General features: G+C 46.0%; 31 protein-coding genes. 26 read left to right on the forward strand and 5 right to left on the reverse strand.

The features are described from left to right. Window positions 1-64: 64 nt before the first annotated feature. Window positions 65-280, reverse strand: a complete 216-nt coding sequence (locus GJB61_RS27660) for a hypothetical protein (protein WP_154122261.1) — start codon at window positions 278-280, stop codon at window positions 65-67. 168 nt (window positions 281-448) lie between these two features. Here GJB61_RS27660 and GJB61_RS27665 point away from each other — a divergent pair, with 168 nt between their 5' ends. The 6 genes from GJB61_RS27665 (at window position 449) to GJB61_RS27690 (ending at window position 5,503) form a co-directional block, all read left to right on the forward strand. Further along, window positions 449-1,288 (forward strand): DegV family protein, encoded by an 840-nt coding sequence (locus GJB61_RS27665; protein WP_154122262.1) that lies wholly within the window; start codon window positions 449-451, stop codon window positions 1,286-1,288. Window positions 1,289-1,432: 144 nt separating this feature from the next. Then, the gene (locus GJB61_RS27670) at window positions 1,433-2,137 is read left to right on the forward strand and encodes a response regulator transcription factor (RefSeq protein WP_154122263.1); all 705 of its coding nucleotides are present in this window, start codon (window positions 1,433-1,435) and stop codon (window positions 2,135-2,137) included. 40 nt (window positions 2,138-2,177) lie between these two features. Further along, window positions 2,178-3,530 (forward strand): sensor histidine kinase, encoded by a 1,353-nt coding sequence (locus GJB61_RS27675; RefSeq protein ID WP_229522485.1) that lies wholly within the window; start codon window positions 2,178-2,180, stop codon window positions 3,528-3,530. Window positions 3,531-3,618: 88 nt separating this feature from the next. Continuing rightward, entirely contained in the window at window positions 3,619-3,966 is a 348-nt protein-coding gene (locus GJB61_RS27680) for an Asp23/Gls24 family envelope stress response protein (protein ID WP_154122265.1), read from the forward strand. An 81-nt stretch (window positions 3,967-4,047) separates the two neighbouring features. Then, entirely contained in the window at window positions 4,048-4,410 is a 363-nt protein-coding gene (locus GJB61_RS27685) for a hypothetical protein (RefSeq protein ID WP_154122266.1), read from the forward strand. Window positions 4,411-4,486: 76 nt separating this feature from the next. Further along, entirely contained in the window at window positions 4,487-5,503 is a 1,017-nt protein-coding gene (locus tag GJB61_RS27690) for a S66 family peptidase (protein WP_154122267.1), read from the forward strand. Between the two features lie 83 nt (window positions 5,504-5,586). Here GJB61_RS27690 and GJB61_RS27695 read toward each other — a convergent pair whose 3' ends face one another. Further along, a complete protein-coding gene (locus GJB61_RS27695; RefSeq protein WP_154122268.1) occupies window positions 5,587-6,159 on the reverse strand; it encodes a beta-class carbonic anhydrase in 573 nt (190 codons plus the stop codon). Between the two features lie 35 nt (window positions 6,160-6,194). Next, the gene (locus tag GJB61_RS27700) at window positions 6,195-6,515 is read right to left on the reverse strand and encodes an iron-sulfur cluster biosynthesis family protein (RefSeq protein ID WP_154122269.1); all 321 of its coding nucleotides are present in this window, start codon (window positions 6,513-6,515) and stop codon (window positions 6,195-6,197) included. A 163-nt stretch (window positions 6,516-6,678) separates the two neighbouring features. Here GJB61_RS27700 and GJB61_RS27705 point away from each other — a divergent pair, with 163 nt between their 5' ends. From GJB61_RS27705 to GJB61_RS32275, 9 genes are all read left to right on the forward strand, one after another. Next, window positions 6,679-8,196 carry a carboxypeptidase M32 gene (locus GJB61_RS27705; RefSeq protein WP_154122270.1) on the forward strand — a complete coding sequence of 506 codons (1,518 nt, stop codon included), beginning with the start codon at window positions 6,679-6,681 and terminating at the stop codon, window positions 8,194-8,196. A gap of 89 nt (window positions 8,197-8,285) precedes the next feature. Next, the gene (gene trhA / locus GJB61_RS27710; protein ID WP_154122271.1) at window positions 8,286-8,930 is read left to right on the forward strand and encodes a PAQR family membrane homeostasis protein TrhA; all 645 of its coding nucleotides are present in this window, start codon (window positions 8,286-8,288) and stop codon (window positions 8,928-8,930) included. A 149-nt stretch (window positions 8,931-9,079) separates the two neighbouring features. Beyond that, a complete protein-coding gene (locus GJB61_RS27715) occupies window positions 9,080-9,436 on the forward strand; it encodes a putative DNA-binding protein (RefSeq protein ID WP_154122272.1) in 357 nt (118 codons plus the stop codon). A gap of 21 nt (window positions 9,437-9,457) precedes the next feature. After that, the gene (gene ffh, locus GJB61_RS27720) at window positions 9,458-10,846 is read left to right on the forward strand and encodes a signal recognition particle protein (protein WP_154122273.1); all 1,389 of its coding nucleotides are present in this window, start codon (window positions 9,458-9,460) and stop codon (window positions 10,844-10,846) included. A 256-nt stretch (window positions 10,847-11,102) separates the two neighbouring features. Beyond that, window positions 11,103-11,375 carry a 30S ribosomal protein S16 gene (gene rpsP, locus GJB61_RS27725; protein WP_239715973.1) on the forward strand — a complete coding sequence of 91 codons (273 nt, stop codon included), beginning with the start codon at window positions 11,103-11,105 and terminating at the stop codon, window positions 11,373-11,375. A 22-nt stretch (window positions 11,376-11,397) separates the two neighbouring features. Continuing rightward, window positions 11,398-11,628: a KH domain-containing protein gene (locus GJB61_RS27730; RefSeq protein WP_019910364.1), complete on the forward strand. Its 231-nt coding sequence runs from the start codon at window positions 11,398-11,400 to the stop codon at window positions 11,626-11,628. Window positions 11,629-11,718: 90 nt separating this feature from the next. Continuing rightward, window positions 11,719-12,243 (forward strand): ribosome maturation factor RimM, encoded by a 525-nt coding sequence (rimM, locus tag GJB61_RS27735; protein WP_154122274.1) that lies wholly within the window; start codon window positions 11,719-11,721, stop codon window positions 12,241-12,243. Next, complete coding sequence (gene trmD, locus GJB61_RS27740) at window positions 12,243-12,989, forward strand: tRNA (guanosine(37)-N1)-methyltransferase TrmD (RefSeq protein ID WP_338116176.1); 747 nt, start codon at window positions 12,243-12,245, stop codon at window positions 12,987-12,989. The genes rimM and trmD overlap by 1 nt, the downstream gene beginning before the upstream one ends. A gap of 139 nt (window positions 12,990-13,128) precedes the next feature. Continuing rightward, complete coding sequence (locus tag GJB61_RS32275) at window positions 13,129-13,254, forward strand: hypothetical protein (protein ID WP_267490849.1); 126 nt, start codon at window positions 13,129-13,131, stop codon at window positions 13,252-13,254. Between the two features lie 497 nt (window positions 13,255-13,751). On the opposite strand, the gene GJB61_RS27745 is transcribed toward GJB61_RS32275, so the two are convergent. Continuing rightward, complete coding sequence (locus GJB61_RS27745; RefSeq protein ID WP_154122276.1) at window positions 13,752-13,934, reverse strand: hypothetical protein; 183 nt, start codon at window positions 13,932-13,934, stop codon at window positions 13,752-13,754. A gap of 169 nt (window positions 13,935-14,103) precedes the next feature. Here GJB61_RS27745 and GJB61_RS27750 point away from each other — a divergent pair, with 169 nt between their 5' ends. Further along, window positions 14,104-14,331, forward strand: a complete 228-nt coding sequence (locus GJB61_RS27750; RefSeq protein WP_338116166.1) for a hypothetical protein — start codon at window positions 14,104-14,106, stop codon at window positions 14,329-14,331. Window positions 14,332-14,409: 78 nt separating this feature from the next. Here GJB61_RS27750 and GJB61_RS27755 read toward each other — a convergent pair whose 3' ends face one another. Beyond that, the gene (locus tag GJB61_RS27755; protein ID WP_154122277.1) at window positions 14,410-15,339 is read right to left on the reverse strand and encodes a hypothetical protein; all 930 of its coding nucleotides are present in this window, start codon (window positions 15,337-15,339) and stop codon (window positions 14,410-14,412) included. Between the two features lie 189 nt (window positions 15,340-15,528). On the opposite strand from GJB61_RS27755, the gene GJB61_RS27760 reads away from it, so the two are divergent. The 10 genes from GJB61_RS27760 (at window position 15,529) to GJB61_RS27805 (ending at window position 23,162) form a co-directional block, all read left to right on the forward strand. Beyond that, window positions 15,529-15,828, forward strand: a complete 300-nt coding sequence (locus tag GJB61_RS27760; protein ID WP_154122278.1) for a hypothetical protein — start codon at window positions 15,529-15,531, stop codon at window positions 15,826-15,828. A 145-nt stretch (window positions 15,829-15,973) separates the two neighbouring features. Next, entirely contained in the window at window positions 15,974-16,318 is a 345-nt protein-coding gene (gene rplS / locus GJB61_RS27765) for a 50S ribosomal protein L19 (protein WP_154122279.1), read from the forward strand. A gap of 338 nt (window positions 16,319-16,656) precedes the next feature. Further along, the gene (lepB, locus tag GJB61_RS27770) at window positions 16,657-17,277 is read left to right on the forward strand and encodes a signal peptidase I (RefSeq protein WP_154122280.1); all 621 of its coding nucleotides are present in this window, start codon (window positions 16,657-16,659) and stop codon (window positions 17,275-17,277) included. Window positions 17,278-17,306: 29 nt separating this feature from the next. Continuing rightward, window positions 17,307-18,167 (forward strand): ribosome biogenesis GTPase YlqF, encoded by an 861-nt coding sequence (ylqF, locus tag GJB61_RS27775; protein ID WP_154122281.1) that lies wholly within the window; start codon window positions 17,307-17,309, stop codon window positions 18,165-18,167. 217 nt (window positions 18,168-18,384) lie between these two features. Further along, entirely contained in the window at window positions 18,385-19,017 is a 633-nt protein-coding gene (locus GJB61_RS27780; protein ID WP_154122282.1) for a ribonuclease HII, read from the forward strand. An 81-nt stretch (window positions 19,018-19,098) separates the two neighbouring features. Then, complete coding sequence (locus tag GJB61_RS27785) at window positions 19,099-21,381, forward strand: DNA ligase (protein WP_154122283.1); 2,283 nt, start codon at window positions 19,099-19,101, stop codon at window positions 21,379-21,381. Further along, entirely contained in the window at window positions 21,378-21,680 is a 303-nt protein-coding gene (locus GJB61_RS27790) for an EscU/YscU/HrcU family type III secretion system export apparatus switch protein (RefSeq protein ID WP_154122284.1), read from the forward strand. The genes GJB61_RS27785 and GJB61_RS27790 overlap by 4 nt, the downstream gene beginning before the upstream one ends. Beyond that, complete coding sequence (locus GJB61_RS27795) at window positions 21,677-22,063, forward strand: YraN family protein (protein WP_154122285.1); 387 nt, start codon at window positions 21,677-21,679, stop codon at window positions 22,061-22,063. The genes GJB61_RS27790 and GJB61_RS27795 overlap by 4 nt, the downstream gene beginning before the upstream one ends. Before the next feature lie 133 nt (window positions 22,064-22,196). Further along, complete coding sequence (locus GJB61_RS27800) at window positions 22,197-22,610, forward strand: hypothetical protein (RefSeq protein WP_154122286.1); 414 nt, start codon at window positions 22,197-22,199, stop codon at window positions 22,608-22,610. Window positions 22,611-22,652: 42 nt separating this feature from the next. After that, the gene (locus GJB61_RS27805; RefSeq protein ID WP_154122287.1) at window positions 22,653-23,162 is read left to right on the forward strand and encodes a phosphoesterase; all 510 of its coding nucleotides are present in this window, start codon (window positions 22,653-22,655) and stop codon (window positions 23,160-23,162) included. Window positions 23,163-23,246: the final 84 nt, after the last annotated feature.

Below are 23,246 nucleotides of genomic sequence, written 5' to 3' on the forward strand. Positions count from 1 at the left end.
GGCCGCAGGTTGTTTTATTTGGATTCTCTCAACGGGTTACTTCGTTGCATGAGATGATCATTATTCACTTGTTATTTTTAGGAATGACGCGTGTCGGTCTCACTACCCAGTTATCACGCTTCATCGGTTTTACGGTATCCGTTCGGGGATTCGGAATTTCAATCGTAGCCTCAGTTGTATCCGGTTCCGCTGCAGCTGTTGCTTCTGTGCCCGCAACGTCCTTTTTCACCAGACCACGTCCATTATGTTTACCTTTGTTCCATACTTTGTCCTTGCTCATTCTTTACACTCCATTTCTATATCCATATTTATAAACCATATCACACTAAGGATCACGAACACAATTTAAGATGCACAAATAATTCAACTTTACAAGTTATAAAGGATACTGGAGTTTCCAAATGGTGATAGCTATAATAGTACTGATATTGAAAGGAGAGTCCCTATTATGGCTATTAAGATTATTACTGACAGCGGTTCTGATCTACCCCTTGAATACATGGAGAAATATAATATTTCGGTGATCCATCTGCCAGTTCATTTTCAACATGAGCTGATGCCGGAAGATACAGATGCAGAGAGTTTTTATGCTAAAATGCGCGAATCCAAGGAATTGCCTACTACAGCCAGTCCAAGTCCAATGGTATTTCTGGAGAAGTTCATAGAAGTGGAAGCAGGCACTGACATTATGGTCATCTGCATGTCCGCGAATATCAGCAGTACTTATCAGGCTGCGAGGATTGCTATGGAAATGTATAAAGACGAAGGACATACCAATGCGATTGAAGTTATAGATTCCAAGAATTTCTCCGGAGGGCTATCGCTGATTGTTGCTATGGCGGGCAAGTGGTCTCTGACCTGCTCAAGTCTGCTGGAACTGAAAGAGAAGGTAGTTCGACAAAGCGAAGAGGTACAAGCTTATTTTACGTTGGACACACTAGAGAACGTGATTAAGGGCGGACGGCTAAGCCGATTGTCGGGTGCGGTTGCTTCGGTGCTCAATATCAAGTTGCTGCTTAAGATCAGCGATGAGGGAACAGTAGAGGTAGTGGAGAAGACACGCGGACTTCCGAAAGCTCTAACCCGTCTGCTGGCCCGTCTCGAAGAGAAGCAACATGATTATGAAAAGGCTGTTGTCGCTATCGTGCATAGCAATTGCGAGAAGCTGGCCTTGGAGATCAAGGAACGGATTCTCGAGAAATACCCCTTCAAGGAGGTTGTCTTCTCCAATATGGGTCCGATTATGGGCACTTATGCCGGTGAAGGCGGAATTGGGGTAGCATTTTAGCAGTCATTTGTGGAGCATTCGTACATGGGACCCGTTCCTATGTGCGATTTTTTTTGGGATGGCAGCATTATTTAGTTAATCTTTAGATTCTGTTTAGGTTGGGTTCAGAATGTTAAGATATAGTAAGACACTGGGGGGATGACCATGTACACCATTTTGATCGCTGACGATGAGTCGGAGATTGTCGAACTGCTGCAGTTATATCTGGAGAAAGAATATACCATTCTGGAAGCGAACAGTGGAACACAGGCTCTGAAGCTGATCCAAAATAATAAAATAGATCTGGCTATTCTCGATATTATGATGCCTGGTATGGATGGGCTGCAATTATTGAAAAGGATCCGCGAGCAATATCAGTTTCCGGTGCTGTTTCTATCTGCGAAAAGTCAGCATCACGACAAGATCCTGGGTCTTGAGCTTGGAGCGGATGATTATATTTCCAAACCGTTTAATCCACTGGAAATTGTGGCTCGTGTAGGGGCAATGTTGCGGCGGGTTTACCATTTCGATGCCCCGGTGGTTGAAGAGAAGCAGAGTGAGCAGCTTGTACTCGGCCATTTAATGCTGGATCGGAGCCAATGTCTGCTGTACCGTTCAGGTCAGCCAGTGGCCCTTACCTCCACGGAATACAAAATTCTGGAGTTATTGATGGAACAGCCAGGGCGTGTCTTTACCCGCAAACGAATTTATGAGGCGGTCTGGGAGGATTTTTACGTGTATGAAGACAATAGTATTATGGTGCATATCAGCAATATCCGAGAGAAGATCGAACAGGACTCTAAAAAGCCACAATATTTGAGAACTATTCGAGGATTGGGGTACAAAATTGAAGCGCCTGTGGAGAACTAGGGAAAAGCGGCCGCTGCAAACGTCATTTACTTTGGATTTTATGCTCTTTATGTTTATCCTGTTGGTTCTTGCGCTTGGGGTATACTTATTTGTCAGTCTGGATGTGACCCATACGTTCGCAAAGTATCGGATAGCGGACCCGGATCTGAAGGTTGAAGCCAACGCGTATATGGAAGATCCGGACAACGGAATTGAAAGCAAACGGCTCCTGCAAAGTGGTGGGTGGCTGGAAATATTGGATAACGAGCGAAAGGTCATCAAGGTTGTGGGAGAGAAGCTGGACTTAGTGAGTCAGTATAGTGATGATGACTTATTCATTGGGCTGGAGAACCGCTCTCAACAGACTTATTTCTATTCGCTGGCCCATTTTCCGGACAATGCTGCTGGCTGGCTGTTGCTGAAAATACCCCGTGAAAAAATTGATGTCTCCATTAATAGCGACCCGTTGATTTCTTATCTGAAACATCCAGTTTCCTTCTATGTCCTGCTTGCAATCTGGCTGATGTTGTTGCTTATATTTGTATACAGCTATTGGATGGCCCGGCGAATCAGGAAACCGCTGCGTATTATTACGCAAGGTCTCAATCAGATGACCAGAGGGAAATACAATACTCGTATTACCCTATATGCAGAGGAGGAATTCGTTCAAATTGGCGATACCTTCAACTACATGGCTGACGTGATTGAGAGAACAGCGGAAGAGAAGCGCCAAGCGGAGGAGAGTAAGCAACGTCTCATGGTAGATCTTTCGCATGACCTGAAGACACCGATTACGAGTATTCAAGGATATGCGCAAGCGCTGATGGAAGGCCGTGGCGAGGATGAAGAACGTCAGAAACGTTATTTAACCTACATCTATAACAAATCCGCTCAGGTCACCAAGCTTATCCAAAATATCTTGGACCTGCTGAAGATAGATTCGCCTGACTTTATGCTGCATATGAAACGGCAAGACCTGAGTGAATTCATGCGGGAAATTATCGCAGATACTTATGGGGAGATTGAACAAAAAGATTTTGTGCTGCAATTCCTTGCTCCTGATGAGGGCGTGTATGCAAGCTACGACTCAGAGCTGCTCTCCAGTGTGGTAAATAATCTGATCTCCAATGCCCTAACCTATAATCCGCCAGGGACGCAACTGCGAGTGGAGGTCATACCTTCAGATGACGATGTTGTCATAGAAATTGCCGATACGGGAATCGGAATTCCTGAGGAGTTATGGTCCACGATATTTGATCCGTTCGTTCGTGGGGATAAAGCGCGGTCTGCGTCCGGTGGGACAGGGCTAGGCTTATCGATTGCTATGAAGAACATGGAGAAAATGGGCGGTACGCTTCAACTCAACAAGCGGGATAAGGAAGCAACGGTATTTACGATTCGAATTCCAATATAGAAGGATTGGTCTGGGTCTAGGTGCTTGTGAATCTAGTGCTTGGTGTATTAATGTATATGTAGATCCAATAGCTTAAAGGGGGATTCATATGGAACGGGAAATTCAAAAAGGTCTGGTTGATATTTCCGATGGTGTTGTTTCGTCCATTGTAGGGCGTGTGGTACTGGAAACGCCAGGAATCGCGGGAATGTCCGGAAGCAACATTACTAAAGGGTGGGCTCAGCGCCTCAGCGGTAGAAATGTATCCAAAGGTTTATCTGTCGAGGTCAAAGAGGTAGACGTTGCCATTGATCTGCGGGTTATTGTAAACTATGGCTGTGTCATTCAAGAGGTGTGTTACATTCTGCAGCAGAATGTACGCAATGCGGTGGAGACCATGATGGGTCTGTCTTTGGTTGCTGTGAACGTTAAGGTTGAGAAAGTGGCTATTCCATAAGCGGGTTGCCTTTAAGTAGGCACCGTGGCATAGGCTTCTGCATAGAATGGAGTAAATTCATTTACGGAGGTCAGAACAACGATGTCGACATATTACACTGGGCAGCCAGAGACTGTTATTTATCAAGCCGATCCTGCTGTGATCCAGCACCTGCACGGTGTCCGTGAATCCCTGCATCATTCCTGCAAGCCATATCTCAACCATAAAGTGAAGGTACAAACGGTGGAAGGGCAAGTCCATGAAGGAGTAATCGCCGGCGTAGATAACAAGCATCTGTATTTAAGCATGAAGGTTACCACAGAAATGGCTCGTGGATATTATAACCCTTATTATAAGCCGTATCCTACTCCCTACCCAGGCGGCCCATACCCGGGCTCTCCGTATAATAACAACGTTATTTTGCCGCTTGTGCTATTCGAATTGTTGGCAATCTCTTTAATCTAAAGCGAAAAGAGGATGTCCCGATGTAGCTGGGGGTATCCTCTTTTCTTGCACGAGTATGACAACTTGGAGGCGACATATGATTACATATCCTTTTTTAGATAAAGGAGCTACGATCGGGGTGACAGCACCCTCATCCGGGGTTGGCGTAGAATATCAGGAATTGCTTAAGCTTTCCACTGGAAGGTTGAAGAAAGAGGGTTTCCAGTTCAGTATAGGAGAAACTGCGAGCACACAAGCTAAAGCAAAGTCTGCTCCCGCCAAAATACGTGCTGAAGAGTTCAATGCGATGATGTCTGATGAACATATTGATATCATCATTCCGCCTTGGGGCGGGGAACTGCTGATCGAGATCCTTGAATATATTGATTTTGACCTGATTACAAATAAGTGGATATTAGGCTATTCAGACATCAGCTTATTGTTAATGGCTATTACTTTAAGAACCGGTATAGCCACTGCTCACGGAACGAATCTTCTTGATTTGCGAGGAAAGTATTTTGATGAGACAACAGCACAGTGGCAAGCGGTATTATCTACACGAAGTGGTGATTCCATCCTTCAGCACTCCTCACAGAAATATCAACGGGAATGGCAGGATGCGAAACCATCACCCTATGTCTTTCATCTAACGGAGTCCACAGTATGGAGAACAGTGTCAACTGACACTGTACATCTACAAGGTCGCTTATTGGGCGGATGTATAGACGTAATCAGACATCTAATCGGTACACCCTTTGGGAATCTACAGTATTTTCAACAACAAATCATCCATAATGAGCCTATAGTTTGGTATTTGGAGAATTGTGAGCTGAACACAACCGATTTACGCAGATCTTTAGTTCAAATGAAGCTGGCCGGCTGGTTTGAGCATTGTTCAGGCGTGATGTTTGGCAGAAGTGCGGCCAACAAGCCTGTTGAGGGCTACACCGCTGAGGACATTTATCAGGAACTGTCAGAGGAGCTTCAACTACCGATAATCTATGATATCGATTGTGGCCATGTTCCGCCGCAGATCACGTTTATCAACGGGGCCTATGCGGAGATCGTAGTGGAAGCTGGCAAGGGAACGGTTAAGCAATATTTTCGTCCATAGGCTTCATATCCGAAAATACAACAAAAGGGGCAGCTGCATAAGCTGTCCCTTTTGATTAATATTCGATTGAACTATTGCGTAGTTTAAACATTGAGTTGCTCGTAACCGTCTGCGACAAGCTTAAGCGCTCCGGTTGTCGGGTCGATGATCATGCCATGCACAGGAATATTAGGCGGGAGCAGGGGGTGGCGCTTAATTAACTCTACAGAGCGCAGGACCGCTTCATCTACATTGTTAAAGCCGCGCAGCCAGTTGGTAAGCTTGATTCCTGAGTTCTCCAGTGTTGACAATACCTCATCAGAGACACCACGATCTTTGATGGATTGGATCATTCTTTCTGAATTAAGAGAAGCCATGCCACAATCATAGTGTCCCACGACAATGACTTCATCGGCGTCCAGTTCATATAGCGCAACCATAACGCTGCGCATAACGCTGCCAAAGGGCTGGGAAATAACGGCTCCCGCATTTTTGATGATTTTGACATCACCGTTCTTGAAATTCATAGCCTTAGGTAGAAGCTCAACCAGTCGCGTATCCATGCAGGTAATAATGAGCATTTTTTTGTCCGGATAACGGCTGGTCAGATAGGCTTCATATTCCTTGTTCTCTACAAAATGTTCATTAAAGTTCATAATATTGGAAATTTGACTCATGACCGTGTGTCCTCCTCCAGATTAACGAGCTATATTTAAGTGCGTAAGTCTCTTACTAGAATGTTATTGCCATAAATTTGCGAATGACTATCCAGCTTGAAGGAAGAGAATTGTTCTTCTGTATCAAGCCGCATCGTTTCTTCATAAAAGATTTCCTGTTGGCGGCTAATGATAAAGGGTAGAGTGCCTGCCTCAATGACAGAATCCCCCTGCTCCGCCGCGTGGACGATCGTTAGTACGTTGATCCCGTCACAGCCGCAGCCTTCCGTATCATAGAAAAGCTTGAAAATACCCGGCTCGACGCCAAGCCTCTCCTGCAATTTCTTTTCTGCGAGAGGTGTTACTTGAATCCTCATAGCCGGTCACACTCCTAAAAAGTTATGCGAAGCAAGGTCTGCTTCAACCGCAATCGGAAGAAGTATTTTAAATTAGAGATGTATGCTCCTGAAGTTGATTATACTTATTTAAAAAAGTATCATCAAGAGGAGTCGGTAAAACAGAGAAAGCAGGTGCTCTACAATGGAACAGCATGTACAGGATGAGTGGGAGAAATTCAGTGAGCTTTTAGCTAAGATTAGTGGGTATTCGGAAGCGATTGGGTTACTGCATTGGGATTTGCGCACAGGTGCGCCGCGTAAGGGAGCTGAGATTCGTTCCGAAACCATTGGGATGCTGAGTGGAGAAATGTTCAGACTGGAGACCTCGCCCTTGATGGGGAAATTCACCGAGTTTTTCAGCCGTCCTGAGGTAATGAAGCAGTTGACTGCTGTGCAGAATACAATTGTTGCGGATTGCCGCAAGGAGTATGACCGCAGCAAGAGTATTCCTTCCAAAAGATACGAGGAGTACTCCGTCCTGGCTGCCCATTCCCAAACGATGTGGGAGGAAGCCAAGGAGAATAACGATTTTGCCTCCTTTGAGCCTTATTTAAGCAAAATAGTGGCTTTCAAACAGGAGTTTATCGACTACTGGGGCGTGAAAGGCACACGTTACGATACACTGCTCGATATGTATGAGCCTGATCTGACTGTGGAGAAGGTAGACGATTTATTCAACCGGCTGCGCAGTCGTCTTGTTCCGCTGGTAGAAGCGATCTCTGCTTCGCCGCACAAGCCAGATACGAAATTCCTGCATGCCATCTTTGAAAAAGAGCAGCAGCAGAAGTTCGGACTTTTTGTTCTGGAGCAGATGGGTTACGACTTTGCAGCGGGACGTTTGGATGAGAGTGTGCATCCTTTTGCCACTGGACTTAATCCGGGCGATGTTCGCATCACGACCAACTACCTGCTTGATAATGTTACGAGTGCTGTATTCAGCTCCTTGCACGAAGGCGGGCATGCACTCTATGAGCAAAATATCAATAAAGAACTTGTAGGTACACCGCTTGCTCAAGGCGCATCTATGGGCATTCATGAGTCCCAGTCGAGATTATGGGAGAATATGATTGGTCGCAGCCGAACCTTCTGGCATCGTTACTATGGTGACCTGCAGCAGCATTTCCCGCAGCAGCTTGCGGGTGTAGAGGTAGAGGATTTCTACCAGGCCATTAACAGCGTAGCCAACTCCTTTATTCGGATTGAAGCAGATGAGCTGACCTACAATCTGCATATCATTGTCCGTTACGAGATTGAGAAACTGATCTTTAATGAGGGGCTTGCCGTTAAGGATCTGCCTCAGGTCTGGAACGCCAAGTACCAGGAATATCTGGGAATAACACCGCCAACGGACGAACTTGGAGTTCTGCAGGATGTGCACTGGTCTGGTGGAGATTTTGGCTATTTCGCCTCTTATTCCCTGGGCAATATGTATGCTGCCCAAATCCTTAACACCCTTCGCAAAGAGCTGCCGGAGTTTGATGAACTGATCGCTGCCGGCAATCTGCTGCCTATTAAGGAGTGGCTGACTGCTAAAATTTATGTGTATGGCAAGAGCCTGACGCCTGCACAGATTATCGAACAAGTGACAGGTGAGCCACTGAATCCTGATTATTTGGCCGACTATCTGGAGGTGAAGTATACAGAGCTTTATAAATTGTAAGCTTCGAGCGAAGCATCGCCGGCAAGATTGGATTGACTCTGGGGTAAAGGATATAATAGAAGAAAACCGCAAAATGAAAGGATTTTAGTATGGCAAACACACATACGTACAGCCGCAAGGAAGAGGTCGCAAATGCGATTACACACGGCATTGGTGTCGTATTAAGCATAGCTGCGCTCGTCTTGCTTATTGTTTTATCCAGTGAAAAGGGGACGGCTTGGCATGTTGTCAGTTTCTCTATCTATGGTGCAACGATGCTGCTGTTATATCTCAATTCAACACTGGTGCATAGTCTCAGGGATGGGAAAGCGAAGGATTTATTCGAATTCTTCGATCATTCCTCCATATATTTGTTTATTGCCGGCTCTTACACGCCCTATCTGCTTATAGCGATTCGTGGAACACTCGGCTGGAGCTTGTTTGGCATCATCTGGGGAATGGCCGTATTAGGAGTCTTGTTCAAGGCTTTTTTTGTTAAAAAATTCTTGTTCATGTCCACTATTTTCTACATTATCATGGGCTGGCTGATGATGATCGCCTGGAGTCCACTCTCTCATGTTGTAGCCGCAGGAGGTATGCACCTACTGTTGATTGGTGGATTGCTGTACACGCTAGGGACCATCTTTTATGTATGGAGAGCTTTCCCGTATCATCATGCGATCTGGCATGTATTCGTGCTTGCAGGGAGTGTTGTCCACTTTTCATCCCTCTTGTACCTAATACCGCTGAGTTAAATATCAGTGTATTTTATGCTGGAAAGTTGATTGTTATCTTAACAAAGAGATGACAAGTGAAAAGACTTGACATCTCTCTTTGTTTTCGGTATCATAAGGGACGTTGTGAAGCTGTAAAGTGTTTTTCCTTGACGAAGGGAGTGCCCTTAATGAGTCAGGAGAATAGGCTCGAGAAAACTAACCGAATCAATTTACTTTTTGCTTTCTATGAACGGTTGCTTACAGAGAAGCAGCAAACGTTTCTGAAATATTATTTCCATGATGATTTCTCTCTTGGAGAAATTGCTGCTGAATTTGAGATTAGTCGCCAAGCTGTGTATGAACATATTAAGCGGGCGGAGCAAGTTCTGGAGAATTATGAAGATAAGCTTGGTTTGTTGGTCAAGTATGAGACTCGTAATAAACATTTAGATGAACTGCGCAGACTGCCGGATGATGGGATGCTGCCTGAGCAATATAAACTGCGGTTTGCGGATATCGTGGATCGTTTGCAGAGGTTGGAGTAGCATGAAGGGAGAAAGCTGCATATGGCATTTGAAAGCTTAAGCGGAAGATTGCAGAATGTGTTTAGCAAACTGCGCGGCAAAGGCAAAGTGTCCGAAGAAGACGTAAACGAAGCCATGCGCGAAGTACGGCTGGCTCTACTGGAAGCGGACGTTAACTTTAAGGTTGTCAAGGACTTCGTGTCCAAGGTTAAAGAGAAGTCCATAGGCAAGGAAGTTATGAATAGCTTCACTCCCGGCATGGTTATTATCGATATCGTTAACAAGGAACTAACTGAGCTGATGGGCGGAAGTCAAGCCAAGCTGGCAAAGTCAAACAAACCACCAACAGTTATTATGATGGCGGGCCTGCAAGGTGCAGGTAAGACAACAACATCAGCGAAGCTAGCCAAGTTACTGCAGAAGGGCAATCACCGCCCACTGCTCGTAGCGGCTGATATTTACCGTCCTGCTGCCATCAAACAGCTGCAAGTGCTGGGAGAGCAGATCAAGGCACCGGTATTCTCCCTTGGGGATCAGACCAGTCCGGTAGAAATTGCCAGACAAGCTGTCCAGCATGCGAAGGATAACGGACTGGATTATGTCATTATCGATACTGCAGGTCGCCTGCATATTGATGAAGAGTTAATGGAAGAGCTGAAGCAGATTCACAGTGTTGTTAGTCCTGATGAAGTGCTGCTTGTAGTAGACGCCATGACCGGTCAAGATGCCGTAAACGTAGCCGACAGCTTCAATAAGCAGCTTGCGCTTACCGGCGTAGTGCTGACGAAGCTTGATGGCGACAGCCGTGGTGGTGCAGCATTGTCCGTCAAAGCGGTTACAGGGTGCCCGATCAAATTCGCTGCGTTAGGTGAGAAGATCGATGCACTGGAGCCGTTCCATCCAGAACGGATGGCCTCACGGATCTTGGGAATGGGTGACATGTTGTCGCTGATTGAGAAGGCCCAGTCGAACATTGATACCGAAAAGGCTAAGGAAATGGAACGTAAGATGCGTAACGCAGAATTTACGTTTGATGATTTCCTGGAGCAGATGGATCAAGTGAAGAAGTTAGGCCCTATTGATCAAATTCTCGAAATGCTGCCTGGCATGAACAAAGCCAAAGGCATGAAGGATCTGAAGGTTGATGATAAGCAAATGGGTCGTGTCGAAGCCATTGTTCATTCAATGACTAAGAACGAGAAGCAGCAGCCTGAGATCATTAACCATAACCGCCGCAAGCGTATCGCTACAGGTAGCGGTACTTCTGTAGCCGAGGTCAATCGCCTCATCAAACAATTCGACGAGATGCGTAAGATGATGAAGCAATTCTCCGGCATGATGGGCGGCGGAGGTAAAGGTGCCAAGAACGCCATGAAGCAACTTAAAGGCATGGGTGGCAAGGGCGGCGGCATGAAATTCCCTTTCCGTTAATCTTTTTCTTTGTTCTATACGAACTTAGGATTATCCATTGTACAACATAGGATAATCCCTGTTTCTTTCTAGATAACGCAAACAGTCAAGCGTGTCCCGTTAGGGACGAAAGCGATCATTCCCCAAACGTCTCCAAGCAACGCCCTGCTGAACACTTACGCTAGTTGCGGGTGTCCAGAGGGTGCAACCCTTGGGGCCCTCCCTTCTAAAGGGAGGGTTTGGGTGGGATCGAAATTAATTTAAGGAGGTGAATTTCGTGGCAGTACGTATTCGTTTGAAAAGAATGGGTGCTCATAAAGCGCCATTCTATCGTGTAGTGGTTTCCGATTCCCGGTCCCCTCGTGATGGTCGTTTTATCGAGGAAATCGGTTACTATAATCCGATTGAAAAACCGGCAGTAGTTAAGATCGATGAAGAAAAAGCTCTTAAATGGCTTCAAACAGGTGCTCAAGCATCTGATACAGTTCGCAGTCTGCTTTCCAAAGCAGGCGTGATGAAGAAGTTCCATGAGCTTAAGCTACAGAAATAATGACTGATTGTGAGGGTCCTCTATGGAAGAATTAGTTGGAGTTATTGCTAAGGCTTTAGTGGATCATCCAGAAGATGTGACGGTAAGAACCGTGGAGAAGGATCACTTGATTGTCTATGAACTGTCCGTTCATCCTGATGACGTGGGCAAGGTAATAGGTAAGCAAGGTCGAATCGCCAAAGCGTTACGTACTGTAGTCACATCTGCAGCAGTCAAGAGCGATAAACGCGTAACAGTAGATATTTTATCTTAAATACTGCGTACAATGAGGGGCTAGGGATAGTATATCCCGGCTCCTTTTTGTGCAAATATATAGAATCAGGCTTTTAAAGGAGAGGGTTTTATGATGGAAGAATTAACCGTAGGCAAGCTTGTAAATACACACGGTATTCGTGGGGAGATTAAAATATTCTCGCACACGGATTTCCCGGAAGTACGTTTTGCGGCAGAAAAAAAGCTAATCGTATATCCTCCGAATGGTGGCGCACGATTCGAAGTTATCGTAGAATCAGCCCGTGAACATAAGGGTATGTTTATCGTTAAGTTAAAGGGCTACACCGATATTAACCAAGTGGAGAAATATAAAGGCAGCGTCCTCAAGGTTCCGAGCAAGGACTTGGTTGAATTGCCGGAGAACGAATACTATTTTCACCACATCGTGGGTTGTGAAGTGTTTACTGATGAACCTGGAAGCGAGTCCTTGGGTACGATTATCGAAATATTGCAGCCCGGTGCGAATGATGTTTGGGTTGTGAAGCCAGCCAAAGGTCAGGATATTCTTATTCCCGTTATCCCGGATGTAGTGTTGGATGTAGATATTGAGACTAAACGGATTACGGTGCACCTGATGGAAGGGCTGCTGCCATGATCAGGATTGATGTGCTAACACTATTCCCTGAAATGTGTGAGAGTGTGTTTGGCACAAGTATTCTGGGGAAAGCCCGTGAGAAGGGAATCGTGGCATTGAATGCAGTGAACTTTCGTGATTTCTCGGGCAACAAGCATAATAGCGTGGATGATACGCCATATGGCGGAGGTGGGGGGATGGTACTTAAGCCGGACCCGATCTTCGCTGCGGTGGAACATGTTCTAGAGATGTCTTCCTCACCGGTGAAACCGCGTATTATACTGATGTGTCCGCAAGGGAAAACTTATAATCAGAAAATAGCCGAGGAACTCGCACAGGAGTCGCACCTGATTTTTATTTGTGGTCATTATGAGGGTTATGATGAGCGTATTCGAGAGCATCTCGTAACAGATGAGCTTTCAATGGGTGATTACGTGCTGACTGGTGGAGAGTTGCCGGCATTAACCGTGATTGATTCGTTAGTCCGGCTGCAGCCAGGGGCACTAGGAAATGAGACCTCAGCCATAACCGATTCGTTCAGCACAGGTTTGTTGGAGTATCCGCATTATACGCGTCCGGCAGAGTTTCGGGGCTGGAAGGTACCGGATATCCTGCTGAGCGGGCATCATGCGAATATTGAGGTGTGGCGGCGGGAACAAGCCCTTCAGCGTACACTAGAGCGCAGACCCGACCTACTGGAGACCGCAGAGCTGACGAAGAAGGATTTGAAAGCTCTGGAGATTTTAAAGAAAAATAGCCCAGCCTAATATTACTTATAGTACATGGCTAGTTACACGTCTTTTTAACGTCTTTACGTTGAAGGGACGTTTTTATTTTTTTTAGAAAATGTGCGTCACTATTCCTTTTTAAGGGTAATTATAATAAGTGCTGTAATTATTGAAAGGAATGACTACATTGAATACGAAGACACGTGAAGAATATAAGCAGACAGTGGAAGCTGTCAACCAAGAGACGGAGCAGCTCCGTACAGTGAATGATATTATCGATTTCTATAAGAATCGTAAATCGTAATCTCCATTCGCCAATTATAGAGCAGATCTTCGTGCTTTAGAGATTTGTGATTATATAGCAGGAAACAAATAAGCCTTACTGCCGTGAACCTTTTGTTCATTGCAGTAAGGCTTATTTATTATCTCCAAAGTCCATCGTAAATATTTCTGGAAAAAGAACATGAAAAAGACCGTCCGAAGACGGTCTTCTCTACCCGAGGCGCTAGTTTGAAGCTTTGATCCGTATCCCGCGCCACCAACGATAGAAACATTAGCCGTTGGTCCGGGTAAGGGATACGTTCAGCATGTCATGCTTGATGTGAACGCACCTCCTTTCCTTGTGCCAAGAGTATAGCATAATCTTTATAGAATATCCATTAAATTTTAGAGGTAATTTATAGAAAATAGTTTAGGAGAATCAACCTATATTTAGGAGTATTAGTGCATTACAATGCCCCCTTCTGCCGGAATTCCTAATATCCCAGTTGAAGGGGGCATTGTTGTTGAACATAATTTCATTTACGATTCATCACTGTGTCTAAACTTGAGGAACCCTGTAACGAGAGAGTATAATCCAACAACCACGAGAAGTAATACAGCCCAGAGATAATTGCGCACTGTGTAAGTAAGCGATATCAAAATGAAAAATATAGCGATGCGCAGCACACCTTCATTGATAAACAGGCTCCCATTTCTAGTCATGATCTTTAGCCTCCTCAAATGAACTTGATACAATTATTATGATATCACTGAGTCCGCTAACAGGATAGTGAGTCTTGAAAAAAGATTTATAAGTGGGATCACTTAGCCGTTACCGGCCTTTCCCACTCCTCATAAAATACAGCAATACGAATGAGGAGGTATTTCCTAAGTGGATGCTTATTATAACTGCTTGCGCTGCATGAATAAAAAGGTGCGGATTATGACCGTACATGGTCAGCAATACGAAGGAGTTATTACCAATGTGGATGCTAATAATGTGTACTTAAGAACGGAAGGGAAGGGGCCAATCAAGACTTCTGCCTTCTATCCTTACGGTTATGGTAGTCAAATTCTAACCTTAAGCTTGTTCACCTTATTGGCGATAGCTCTTATTTAGAAAGCTCTTCAAGCAAAAACAGACCATCCGGTTATCGAGGTGGTCTGTTTTTGCTGTCTCCGCATTCTTTTCCATGATTTATTGTTGCACTGTGATTGCACCGATTTGGGTGCTTAAGGATAATAGGGGGCCACCACCGCCCAGTTCACTCGTGCCATTTGTGGCTCCAGTGATTTGTCCAAGCTCGCTTTCGATATCCAAGCTGCATTTAAGATCATTGGCTAGAATAGCAGTGAGGCTGCCTATATCACTTTTTACTTTAAGACTGCTTCCGTTCTTCATGTCTGTGATTCCTAGATGAATGCTGCCTGTGTTGGACTCTACGCTGGATTTGCCAGTGACTTTAGCTCCTTCAATACTAATCGCACCGACATTGCTAACGATGTGGTAAGTACCTTCTAGATTATGAAGACTAATTTCTCCGACACGGTTGTTAATTTGATACCTATTAAGGTTAGCAGGAATTTCTATGATGTAGTTAATGCTAAAGTCGGAGTAGCCGTATTTGTCTTGTGCCCAGGTCCATAGATCCTTTTTGGCGCTTTCTTTAGGAGTGGTAGATACTTCTAACGTATTCCCGTTAATCTGAATGGAAACTTCAGCGTGATCCAGAATATCTTGACGATCCGTTGAATGAGCTGAAACGTTATGAGCCATAATGGTGGCACTCACGTTTATGTTGTCTCCAGCAATAGAGGTTATCTCGATTGTGCCAACTGCGTTATCAATGCTGAGTACGGAGGCAGAATCGATCGCTAGGGAGGCGGAGAGTTCTTTGCTTATACTATTCTCTGTGAGCTCATCCTTAACCTTGTCAGCCGTATTCTGGACGGTTTGCTCTACATTTGCGGTTGTTTGTCCAATTTCCTGTTTAATGATCTCTCCAATGTTCTGTTCAGCTTCATGGTTAGCATCAACTTTGCCTGGTAACGGCCTGCAGCTTGCCAGAAGGGTAGTGGATAGAACCGCAACCGCAGCAAGCATGATCAGCTTATGATTTTTTAACATTTGATTGTCCCCCTAGATTTATATGTACTTCTCTGATTATATATTATGGGAGAATATTGAAGAATAGGCTGGAGTCCGGTTGTTGTACTGGACTTTAGACTAGGTGGAGTCCACAACTACAATTCAATTTTCAACTATGCTAAAATAACTTTTATATAGGTGTGAGAACAAGGGGGTGGATGAAGCCGAATGAGCTATACAACAGTTATTATTGTGTTGTTGGTATTGGTAGTAATTTATTTTATTTTCCGTGGCCGTTTAACCAAGAATTCAAGTGATCATCGGGCCAATAATACCAATAGTAATGGCAATGTTATTTCAATGGACAAGCATCGTAAAACCAAAACAATTTCAGGGGATCAACCCTGCTCGTCATGCAAGAAAAAGAATGGTAAATTGGTCTTCTATGCCCAGGAGAATGGAACGGTAGTCGGCTTGTGCAAGGACTGCAAGTCCAAAGCAATAAAGCAGGATATGCTGCCACTCTAAAATAGTGGAAATAAGTTGTATTAGCCCTTACGTTATGGTATTATTATCTCTGTTGTGTGGAATACGGTGGTCCTCTGCTGATAATGATGAAGTTATAGTTTTTCTGAAGAGGCAAGAACACCTGTACGGAAGGAGGAAGACCTTAATGAATATCCTAGAATTAGTAACTCAAGAACAACTTCGCAAAGATATCCCGAGTTTTCGCCCGGGTGACACTTTGAAAGTGCACGTAAAAGTTATCGAGGGAACTCGTGAGCGTATCCAGTTGTTCGAAGGCGTTGTAATCAAACGTCGCGGCGGTGGTATCGGTGAAACTTTTACAGTTCGTAAAATTTCTTACGGTGTTGGCGTGGAAAGAACATTCCCGCTCAACTCGCCTAAACTCGAGAAAATCGAAGTAGCTCGCCGTGGTAAAGTGCGTCGTGCGAAGCTTTATTATCTTCGTGACCTGCGCGGTAAAGCTGCGAGAATTAAAGAAATCCGTCGCTAGTATAGCGAACAAGGAAAGGGGCTTGAATTCAAGCCCCTTTCGTTTTCTGATAGGCAAGAATTAATTTCCGTTAACTGTTTTTTGCACCATGAGTTCTGAATTCAATGCATGACATATATAGAGCGCTGGGGATCGGCTTCTCCGAAAAGGCCTCCTGAAGGAATATCTATGGAGGGGTTTTTGGTAGAGGTTTTTTTGAAATTTACAGAAGTATAAGATTAATTAAATACTCCATCCTTATATTTTACGAGAAACGGATGCCGCCCTTGTAAAAGTCGGCTCAGCCGTTTCTTCTTGTGTTGTATTGCTGGTGTGGCATAAAGAGAGGACGGTGAACTATGCAGCAGGATTTGCTGGAGGGACAGGGTGAGACTGGGGAGTCTACCCCGCAGAAACCTCGTAAACAGAAGAACGAAGTATTGGAATGGATCAAGGCGATTGCGATTGCTTTAGTTCTGGTGATTCTGATCCGCTGGTTGTTATTCAAACCGTTTATTGTCGATGGACCTTCCATGAAGCCTAATTTCCATACAGGAGAACGGGTTATTGTAAATGAAGTATTGTACGATATAAGGTCTCCGAAACGGGGCGAGGTTATCGTGTTCCATGTGCCTTCAGAAGGCAGAGACTTCATTAAACGCGTGATAGGTGTGGCTGGAGACACGATAAAAGTAGAGGGGGATGTCGTTACCGTTAACGGCGAACCTGTGAACGAAACGTACATTCAAGGGGCTATTGATGCAGCGCATAATAATAACGCCTTGTACAATAATAAGAACTTCCCTAACGAAGATTTCACGGATGGCACAGTGCCAGAAGGGCATGTATACGTAATGGGCGACAACCGCTCAGATAGTACGGACAGCCGAATGATCGGATATGTACCACTAGGTGATATTGTCGGTCGGGCAGATTTGATATTCTGGCCGGTAAAAGACATCGAAATGATTAACCATTAAAGCAACAGAAGTCAAAGGAGGTGACGGCAATGGCCATTCAATGGTTTCCTGGTCATATGACGAAGGCTAGACGGCAAATCGAGGCTAAGTTGAAGCTGATTGATGTTGTAATAGAACTGCTCGATTCCCGTCTTCCTCTTTCCAGCCGCAATCCGATGATTGACGATATTTTGCGGGACAAGCCAAGGCTGATTATTTTGAATAAAGCGGATTTAGCCGATCCGGAAGCCACGCGGAAATGGCTGGCTTACTTTAAAGCTGAAGGACACACGGCATTTCCGGTAGATGCATCTACTGGAACGGGGATCAAGGAAATTCCAGAGCAGGTCAAAATACTGCTGAAGGAAAAGATCGACCGGCAAATTGCCAGAGGAATGAATCCACGGGCAATGCGTGCCCTAATCGTTGGAATCCCGAATGTAGGGAAGTCTACATTGATTAACAAGATGGCCGGAAGACATATCGCCGCTGTCGGGGACCGTCCAGGTGTAACTAAAGGTCAACAGTGGATTAAGACGGGTGGTAATTTGGAACTCTTGGACACTCCTGGTATTCTGTGGCCGAAGTTCGAAGACCAAGAAGTGGGTTACCGACTGGCCGTAACTGGCGCAATCAAGGAAGAAATCCTCAACATTGAGGAGATCGCATTCTACGCTGTGAAGTATTTAGTAACTGATTATGGCTCTAGATTTCAAGAACGTTTTGGAATTGACAAGCTTCCTGAGGATCTGAGTAATCCGGATGAGATTGTGGCAGTTCTAGAAGCAGTGGGCCGAAAGCGCGGTTGTCTGATTAGCGGTGGACGGGTAGATTTGGAGAAAGCTTCCCGTACTTTGCTGCATGAGCTGCGTGCGGGTAAGCTTGGGCGCTTCACGTTAGAAACACCTTGATATGGAATATACTTAACGTTTAATAGACTGGGTATGGAAGAGCCATCCGAAATTGGGATGGCTCTTTTTGTTTTTGGGACTATACAAAGCCTGTGAGCAAAGGACCACTTTATTGAACGGCAAAACTATGAAATAAGTGGGATGCCCTGACTTGCATTACTATGTTAAGCTGAGTTGTAGAGATTAGGGATAAATTGTAGATGGTGGTGGAAGTAAGATGAGCACAATAGATATAGATATGTTATTTTACGAAAAAGAGGTTTGGGAGCAATCCTACCGCAGCATTGCTGGAGTTGATGAAGTAGGTAGAGGTTGTCTATTCGGGGATGTGGTTGCAGCTGCGGTAATTTTGCCGATGGGATTAATTATCGAAGGCGTGGATGATTCCAAGAAACTGACCGCTAAGAAGAGGGACTCTTTATTCGAGATTATCATGGAGCAAGCGTTGGCGGTTGGAGTGGGATACGTCGATTCAAGTGTGATTGATGAGATTAATATAAAGCAAGCGTCACGACTGGCCATGAAAAAAGCGGTTGAGGGTCTTAGCCATCCACCTGATTATATGCTTATAGATGCAGAGAAAGTAGACTTGCCATTACCGCAGCGGGCGATCATTAAAGGAGATGCTAACAGTCAATCTATTGCTGCAGCATCTATTGTTGCCAAGGTAACGCGGGACAGACTCTGTGCAGGCCTGTGGGAGGAACTATATCCGAATTACGGTATTGCGATACATAAAGGTTATGCAACTAAGCTGCATCGGCAGCAGATTACAGCACTAGGTCCAACGGATATGCATCGGCGCAGCTTTCTTGGAAACATACTGGCAGAGCAGCAGACGCTGTTCTAGATTATGACTGGACATCTTATAAAAGCAGTATAAATACCGATATAGATTAGAAGTGAGAACATTGGAGGGAGGAGAAACGCTATGAATATCGGATCACTGATTCGCGGCTTGCTTGGAGATAATAAGCTAGGGGAGCCTAAGTCCTTAGAGTTGAAGGAAGGGCAAATCGTGCGTGGTGTCGTTCTAAGTGTATCGGATTCGGGCAAGGAAGCCGTTGTGCAGATTCAAGGGACACCCGTTCGCGCGGAACTGGAGACTCCTCTACAGCCGGGGCAAACGTTGAACTTACAGGTTGGCCAGCCTGGCGAAGGCGGATTACCGGTATTGAAGCCGGTCTCCCTCGGCGAAGCTGCACTAGTCTCTCCACAAAGTATGGGAGAGGCTTTGGAGTCACTTGGTTTGGGTGATTCCAAAGCAGGACGTGAGATTATACAGGCCATGCACTCCGGGGGTTTAGCATTAACCAAAGAAACAACGGCGAAGCTGGATGCTGTGATGAATGCCAAGCCTGCCGGTGTACCTGCAACAGAGTGGCTGGAAGCCGCTGTGATTTCTGTGAAGAGAGGGCTACCAGTTACTACTGAGAGTGTGAAAGGTCTGCAGCAGGCTGTGTTTGGGCCGCAGTTGCATCAGCTTTTGGCTACGCTGGAGGAGAGTTTAAGCCTTTGGGCAGGTCAGGAAGCCGGGAAAAGCGCCTTGCCCGCTGGAACAGGAGAGCAGAAGCTAACTATACCTCAAGCTTCAGGAACAGCAAGCGCTTTGATAGTTGGTGCCGCAGCTGCGGGGAACGAGCAGATTGTCAATTCCCAGCCGGGTAAAGCTGGCGTACAGACTACGGGAGCTGTATCTGAAGAGCAACCTGTGACAGCTGGTACGATTCTAGCCACAGAGTCTGGAAACAAGGCGAGTCCTGCAGGGAGTGTAGCTGTCCCAAGCTTAGCCAAACCGGAGATTAGTGGCTCAGGAGCTGCAGTAGTTGTTAATGTTCCAGAAGCTTCTGAAGACAACGCTGGAACTGCTGAGAGTCGGGTAGCGGCGGATACTGGAAAAACTGGAGCTGGGGCTAAAGGTAATACGGCAGCTGCGGAACCCGCTAAAGTGTCTATTCCTGCTAGCGGTAACAGTGCCCCTAGCGGTGTAGTCGCAAATGAAGTTGGTGCAGAGACGGAACAGAGTAGTGCGGCTGTGCGTTCCGGAGCAGCGCCGGAACGTACAGATATCGCTAGAGCCGCGGCTACAGGCGCCGCTCTAGCAGGAGAGGCTGCTGGGAAGACTACAGCAGCACCAAGCGGCACGGCCCTGCTCGCGAAGCTGCAGGGCGTACTTACTGAGCTGCGCGGCACAGTGCCGCAGCTCGCCGTTGCCGTAACCGCTCCGCCCGCTAACGCGGCGGAGCCACAGCAAGCCCCTGCGGCAATCGTGCCGCCGCAGGGTGCCATAACCGCTCCGCCCGCTAACGCGGCGGAGCCAAAGCAAGCTCCTGCGGCAATCGTGCCGCCGCAGGTTGCCGTAACCGCTCCGCCCGCTGGCGCAGCGGAGCCAAAGCAGGCCCCTGCGGCAACAGTGCTGCCGCAGGGTGCCACAATAGCCCCGCCTGCAACAGCGGCGGGGCAGCCCGCCACCCCCGACATAGAGTCGTGGGTGGGGCGGGTGCTTAAGCTTCTCGGTGCGGAGCACGAGCAGCAGGCCGTGCGCGGCGTCGTGGCTGGCGTAGCCGCCGAGACGCGTCCGGCGGCAGCTGTGCTGGCGGCTGCCGGGCGTGAAGCGCAGCTGGTACCTGCTGCGCTTCAATCGCTCAGCGGCGGAGATCAGGCCGCTGATACGCTGAAGGGCCTGCTGCTGCAGGTGCTTGGCAGCAGCGATGTTCCACCTGCGGTTAAAGAAGCCGCAGGCCAGTTGGTGCAGCAGCTGACTGGGCAACAGCTGCTGCTGAATACAGACCGTACAGCACCGTTCGCGCAGGTTACCCTATTCCTGCCGCTTCAGGGTTCGGATGGTCAGGAGACCGCCTCCGTGCATATACAGTCGCGGCGGGGTCGCAAGGGAGAACTGGATGCTGCGAACTGCCGTCTCTGGTTCGATCTGAACATGAAGCAGTTAGGGCAGACATTGGTCGATGTACAAGTGGTTGACCGTATGGTTAGCCTCAAGCTGCACAATAATGATCCATGGGTGCTTGAACTGCTGGAACAGAGTCGTGACGATATCAAGACCTCCGTAGAGTCGATTGGCTACCAGCTATCTGGGTTGAGAACTGAGCCCCTGCCGGAGAAGAATATTATGAATGATCTTACCGGCAACAACGTTGGGAAACTGGCCGACTATGTTCCTGATTCCTACAAAGGAGTAGATTTCCGCATATGAATGAGCCGGATAATGAAGCTCCACAGAGACTTAAAAAAGCGGTCGCACTTAAATATAGCCCTGGCCAAAGCGAAGCTCCGATCATCGTTGCTAAAGGTCAGGGATCAGTAGCAGATATTATTCTCCAAAAAGCTAAAGAGAACGGCGTTGCCGTGCAAGAGGATGCTGCACTGGTCGAAGTACTTTCCAAGCTGGATCTGGATCAGCAAATTCCGCCAGAGCTCTATCAGCTTGTAGCCGAAATCTTGAGTTTTGTGTATCAGAAAGATCAATCCGCTGGAGTACGGAGACAGAAATGAAAGAACAGTACTCCAAGGAACGGTACAACCGTAAACAGAAGGGTGCAACTGCTGAAGAAGCTGCCGTACAATATCTGGTTTCGCGGGGTTATTCCATTCTAGAACGCAATTGGCGCTGCCGTAGCGGAGAGCTTGATATTATTGCAGAGAACAAGGGTATCCTCATCTTCGTTGAAGTTCGCAGCCGCAGCGGAACTTTGCTTCAGGGAACCCCGGAAGAGTCAGTAAATGCCCGCAAAATACATCAAGTCCGCAGTACGGCACAGGTATATTTGCATATGAAAGGTTATGAGGAGCGTATGATTTCTTTTGATGTCATAACCGTCATTTTAAATGAGGATTTAAGCATAGCTTCTCTTGGTCATATCCGTGAAGCATTCTGATCATATAATCGTGAAGTGTATTCATCATTTTATATGTAGTCCTTACATAGCCGTGGAACATTGGGTCACTTTGCAAAAGAAATGGGTAAACATATGTGTAACTTTTAATGTCATCATGAGGAGGATTATCCGAGTGAAGAATCAACCCTTTGAAATAGGTGTGAGTTTTACTTGTCCGAATTGCCAACAAAAAATCGAAGTGGAATTTAACGATGAGCCTTTATCTGTTGTCTGCTGCGCTCAGTGCGATAAATCTTTTACCGTTATGCGGCCTACCATAGCGGAGGAAATATTAATCGATTGGGAGAATGAAGCCTTATTCCAAAAAATACGTGCCGAAAAAACACAAACTAACAATAGTAGTCTATTAGCGTTAATTATTAGAGTCATCGAACTGCTTACATGGCGCGATAAAGGCGATGGACAGGTAGAAGCAATTAGGGAAATGCGCGGATGGCTTATCGAGAATGAGGATAAAGCTCCCCCATTGACTGAATTGATTCAGATGGATGTCAATCACCGTTCGAATAGACGTAATTTGGAATAATAATATCTATTCCCACAAAGGACAAACGAAAGAAGGGGAATTATGGCTAATGTATTTTTTACCTCAGACCATCACTTTGGACATAAGCATATCATTGATTTCGAATCTCGTCCTTTCAGTGATGTGGAGCAGATGAATGAGGTTATGATCGAGAGTTGGAACTCTGTTGTGGGAAAGGATGATAAAGTCTTTCACTTGGGAGATTTTTCATTCCTGAATAAGGAAGAGACTCGCAATATTGTGGCTAGATTGCAGGGGTACAAAATATTGATTCTTGGCAACCACGATCGTGGCCGTACCCGGAGCTGGTGGATGGACGTGGGCTTTGACGAGGTTAGCGAGTATGCGGTGATTTATAAGGATTTCTTTTTCCTCTCCCATGAGCCAATGTACGTGAATAAGCACATGCCTTACGTGAATGTGCATGGTCATATTCATAACCAGAAGTATGAAGGAAATCATCATTTTAATATTTGCGTGGAACATTGGGATTATAAACCGCTGTCTTTTGAACAGATTAGAGCTGCTGTTGTGGCTAGTGAAGAAGGCTGACATTACAGTGCAATAGAACCAAGTTTGCATATTTATGCAATGAGATATAACCAGAAAATAAGGAAGCACCTTTTTTCTTGAATT

This window comes from Paenibacillus monticola, from assembly GCF_009664975.1.
GTDB classification, from domain to species: Bacteria; Bacillota; Bacilli; order Paenibacillales; family Paenibacillaceae; genus Paenibacillus_AQ; species Paenibacillus_AQ monticola.

Bases quoted from the DNA above. Each gene is read 5' to 3' on its own strand.
- GJB61_RS27660 (WP_154122261.1), bottom strand. From the start codon at position 280: ATGAGCAAGGACAAAGTATGGAACAAAGGTAAACATAATGGACGTGGT.
- GJB61_RS27665 (WP_154122262.1), top strand. From the start codon at position 449: ATGGCTATTAAGATTATTACTGACAGCGGTTCTGATCTACCCCTTGAA.
- GJB61_RS27670 (WP_154122263.1), top strand. From the start codon at position 1,433: ATGTACACCATTTTGATCGCTGACGATGAGTCGGAGATTGTCGAACTG.
- GJB61_RS27675 (WP_229522485.1), top strand. From the start codon at position 2,178: ATGCTCTTTATGTTTATCCTGTTGGTTCTTGCGCTTGGGGTATACTTA.
- GJB61_RS27680 (WP_154122265.1), top strand. From the start codon at position 3,619: ATGGAACGGGAAATTCAAAAAGGTCTGGTTGATATTTCCGATGGTGTT.
- GJB61_RS27685 (WP_154122266.1), top strand. From the start codon at position 4,048: ATGTCGACATATTACACTGGGCAGCCAGAGACTGTTATTTATCAAGCC.
- GJB61_RS27690 (WP_154122267.1), top strand. From the start codon at position 4,487: ATGATTACATATCCTTTTTTAGATAAAGGAGCTACGATCGGGGTGACA.
- GJB61_RS27695 (WP_154122268.1), bottom strand. From the start codon at position 6,159: ATGAGTCAAATTTCCAATATTATGAACTTTAATGAACATTTTGTAGAG.
- GJB61_RS27700 (WP_154122269.1), bottom strand. From the start codon at position 6,515: ATGAGGATTCAAGTAACACCTCTCGCAGAAAAGAAATTGCAGGAGAGG.
- GJB61_RS27705 (WP_154122270.1), top strand. From the start codon at position 6,679: ATGGAACAGCATGTACAGGATGAGTGGGAGAAATTCAGTGAGCTTTTA.
- trhA (WP_154122271.1), top strand. From the start codon at position 8,286: ATGGCAAACACACATACGTACAGCCGCAAGGAAGAGGTCGCAAATGCG.
- GJB61_RS27715 (WP_154122272.1), top strand. From the start codon at position 9,080: ATGAGTCAGGAGAATAGGCTCGAGAAAACTAACCGAATCAATTTACTT.
- ffh (WP_154122273.1), top strand. From the start codon at position 9,458: ATGGCATTTGAAAGCTTAAGCGGAAGATTGCAGAATGTGTTTAGCAAA.
- GJB61_RS27730 (WP_019910364.1), top strand. From the start codon at position 11,398: ATGGAAGAATTAGTTGGAGTTATTGCTAAGGCTTTAGTGGATCATCCA.
- rimM (WP_154122274.1), top strand. From the start codon at position 11,719: ATGATGGAAGAATTAACCGTAGGCAAGCTTGTAAATACACACGGTATT.
- GJB61_RS32275 (WP_267490849.1), top strand. From the start codon at position 13,129: ATGACTACATTGAATACGAAGACACGTGAAGAATATAAGCAGACAGTG.
- GJB61_RS27745 (WP_154122276.1), bottom strand. From the start codon at position 13,934: ATGACTAGAAATGGGAGCCTGTTTATCAATGAAGGTGTGCTGCGCATC.
- GJB61_RS27755 (WP_154122277.1), bottom strand. From the start codon at position 15,339: ATGTTAAAAAATCATAAGCTGATCATGCTTGCTGCGGTTGCGGTTCTA.
- GJB61_RS27760 (WP_154122278.1), top strand. From the start codon at position 15,529: ATGAGCTATACAACAGTTATTATTGTGTTGTTGGTATTGGTAGTAATT.
- rplS (WP_154122279.1), top strand. From the start codon at position 15,974: ATGAATATCCTAGAATTAGTAACTCAAGAACAACTTCGCAAAGATATC.
- lepB (WP_154122280.1), top strand. From the start codon at position 16,657: ATGCAGCAGGATTTGCTGGAGGGACAGGGTGAGACTGGGGAGTCTACC.
- ylqF (WP_154122281.1), top strand. From the start codon at position 17,307: ATGGCCATTCAATGGTTTCCTGGTCATATGACGAAGGCTAGACGGCAA.
- GJB61_RS27780 (WP_154122282.1), top strand. From the start codon at position 18,385: ATGAGCACAATAGATATAGATATGTTATTTTACGAAAAAGAGGTTTGG.
- GJB61_RS27785 (WP_154122283.1), top strand. From the start codon at position 19,099: ATGAATATCGGATCACTGATTCGCGGCTTGCTTGGAGATAATAAGCTA.
- GJB61_RS27790 (WP_154122284.1), top strand. From the start codon at position 21,378: ATGAATGAGCCGGATAATGAAGCTCCACAGAGACTTAAAAAAGCGGTC.
- GJB61_RS27795 (WP_154122285.1), top strand. From the start codon at position 21,677: ATGAAAGAACAGTACTCCAAGGAACGGTACAACCGTAAACAGAAGGGT.
- GJB61_RS27805 (WP_154122287.1), top strand. From the start codon at position 22,653: ATGGCTAATGTATTTTTTACCTCAGACCATCACTTTGGACATAAGCAT.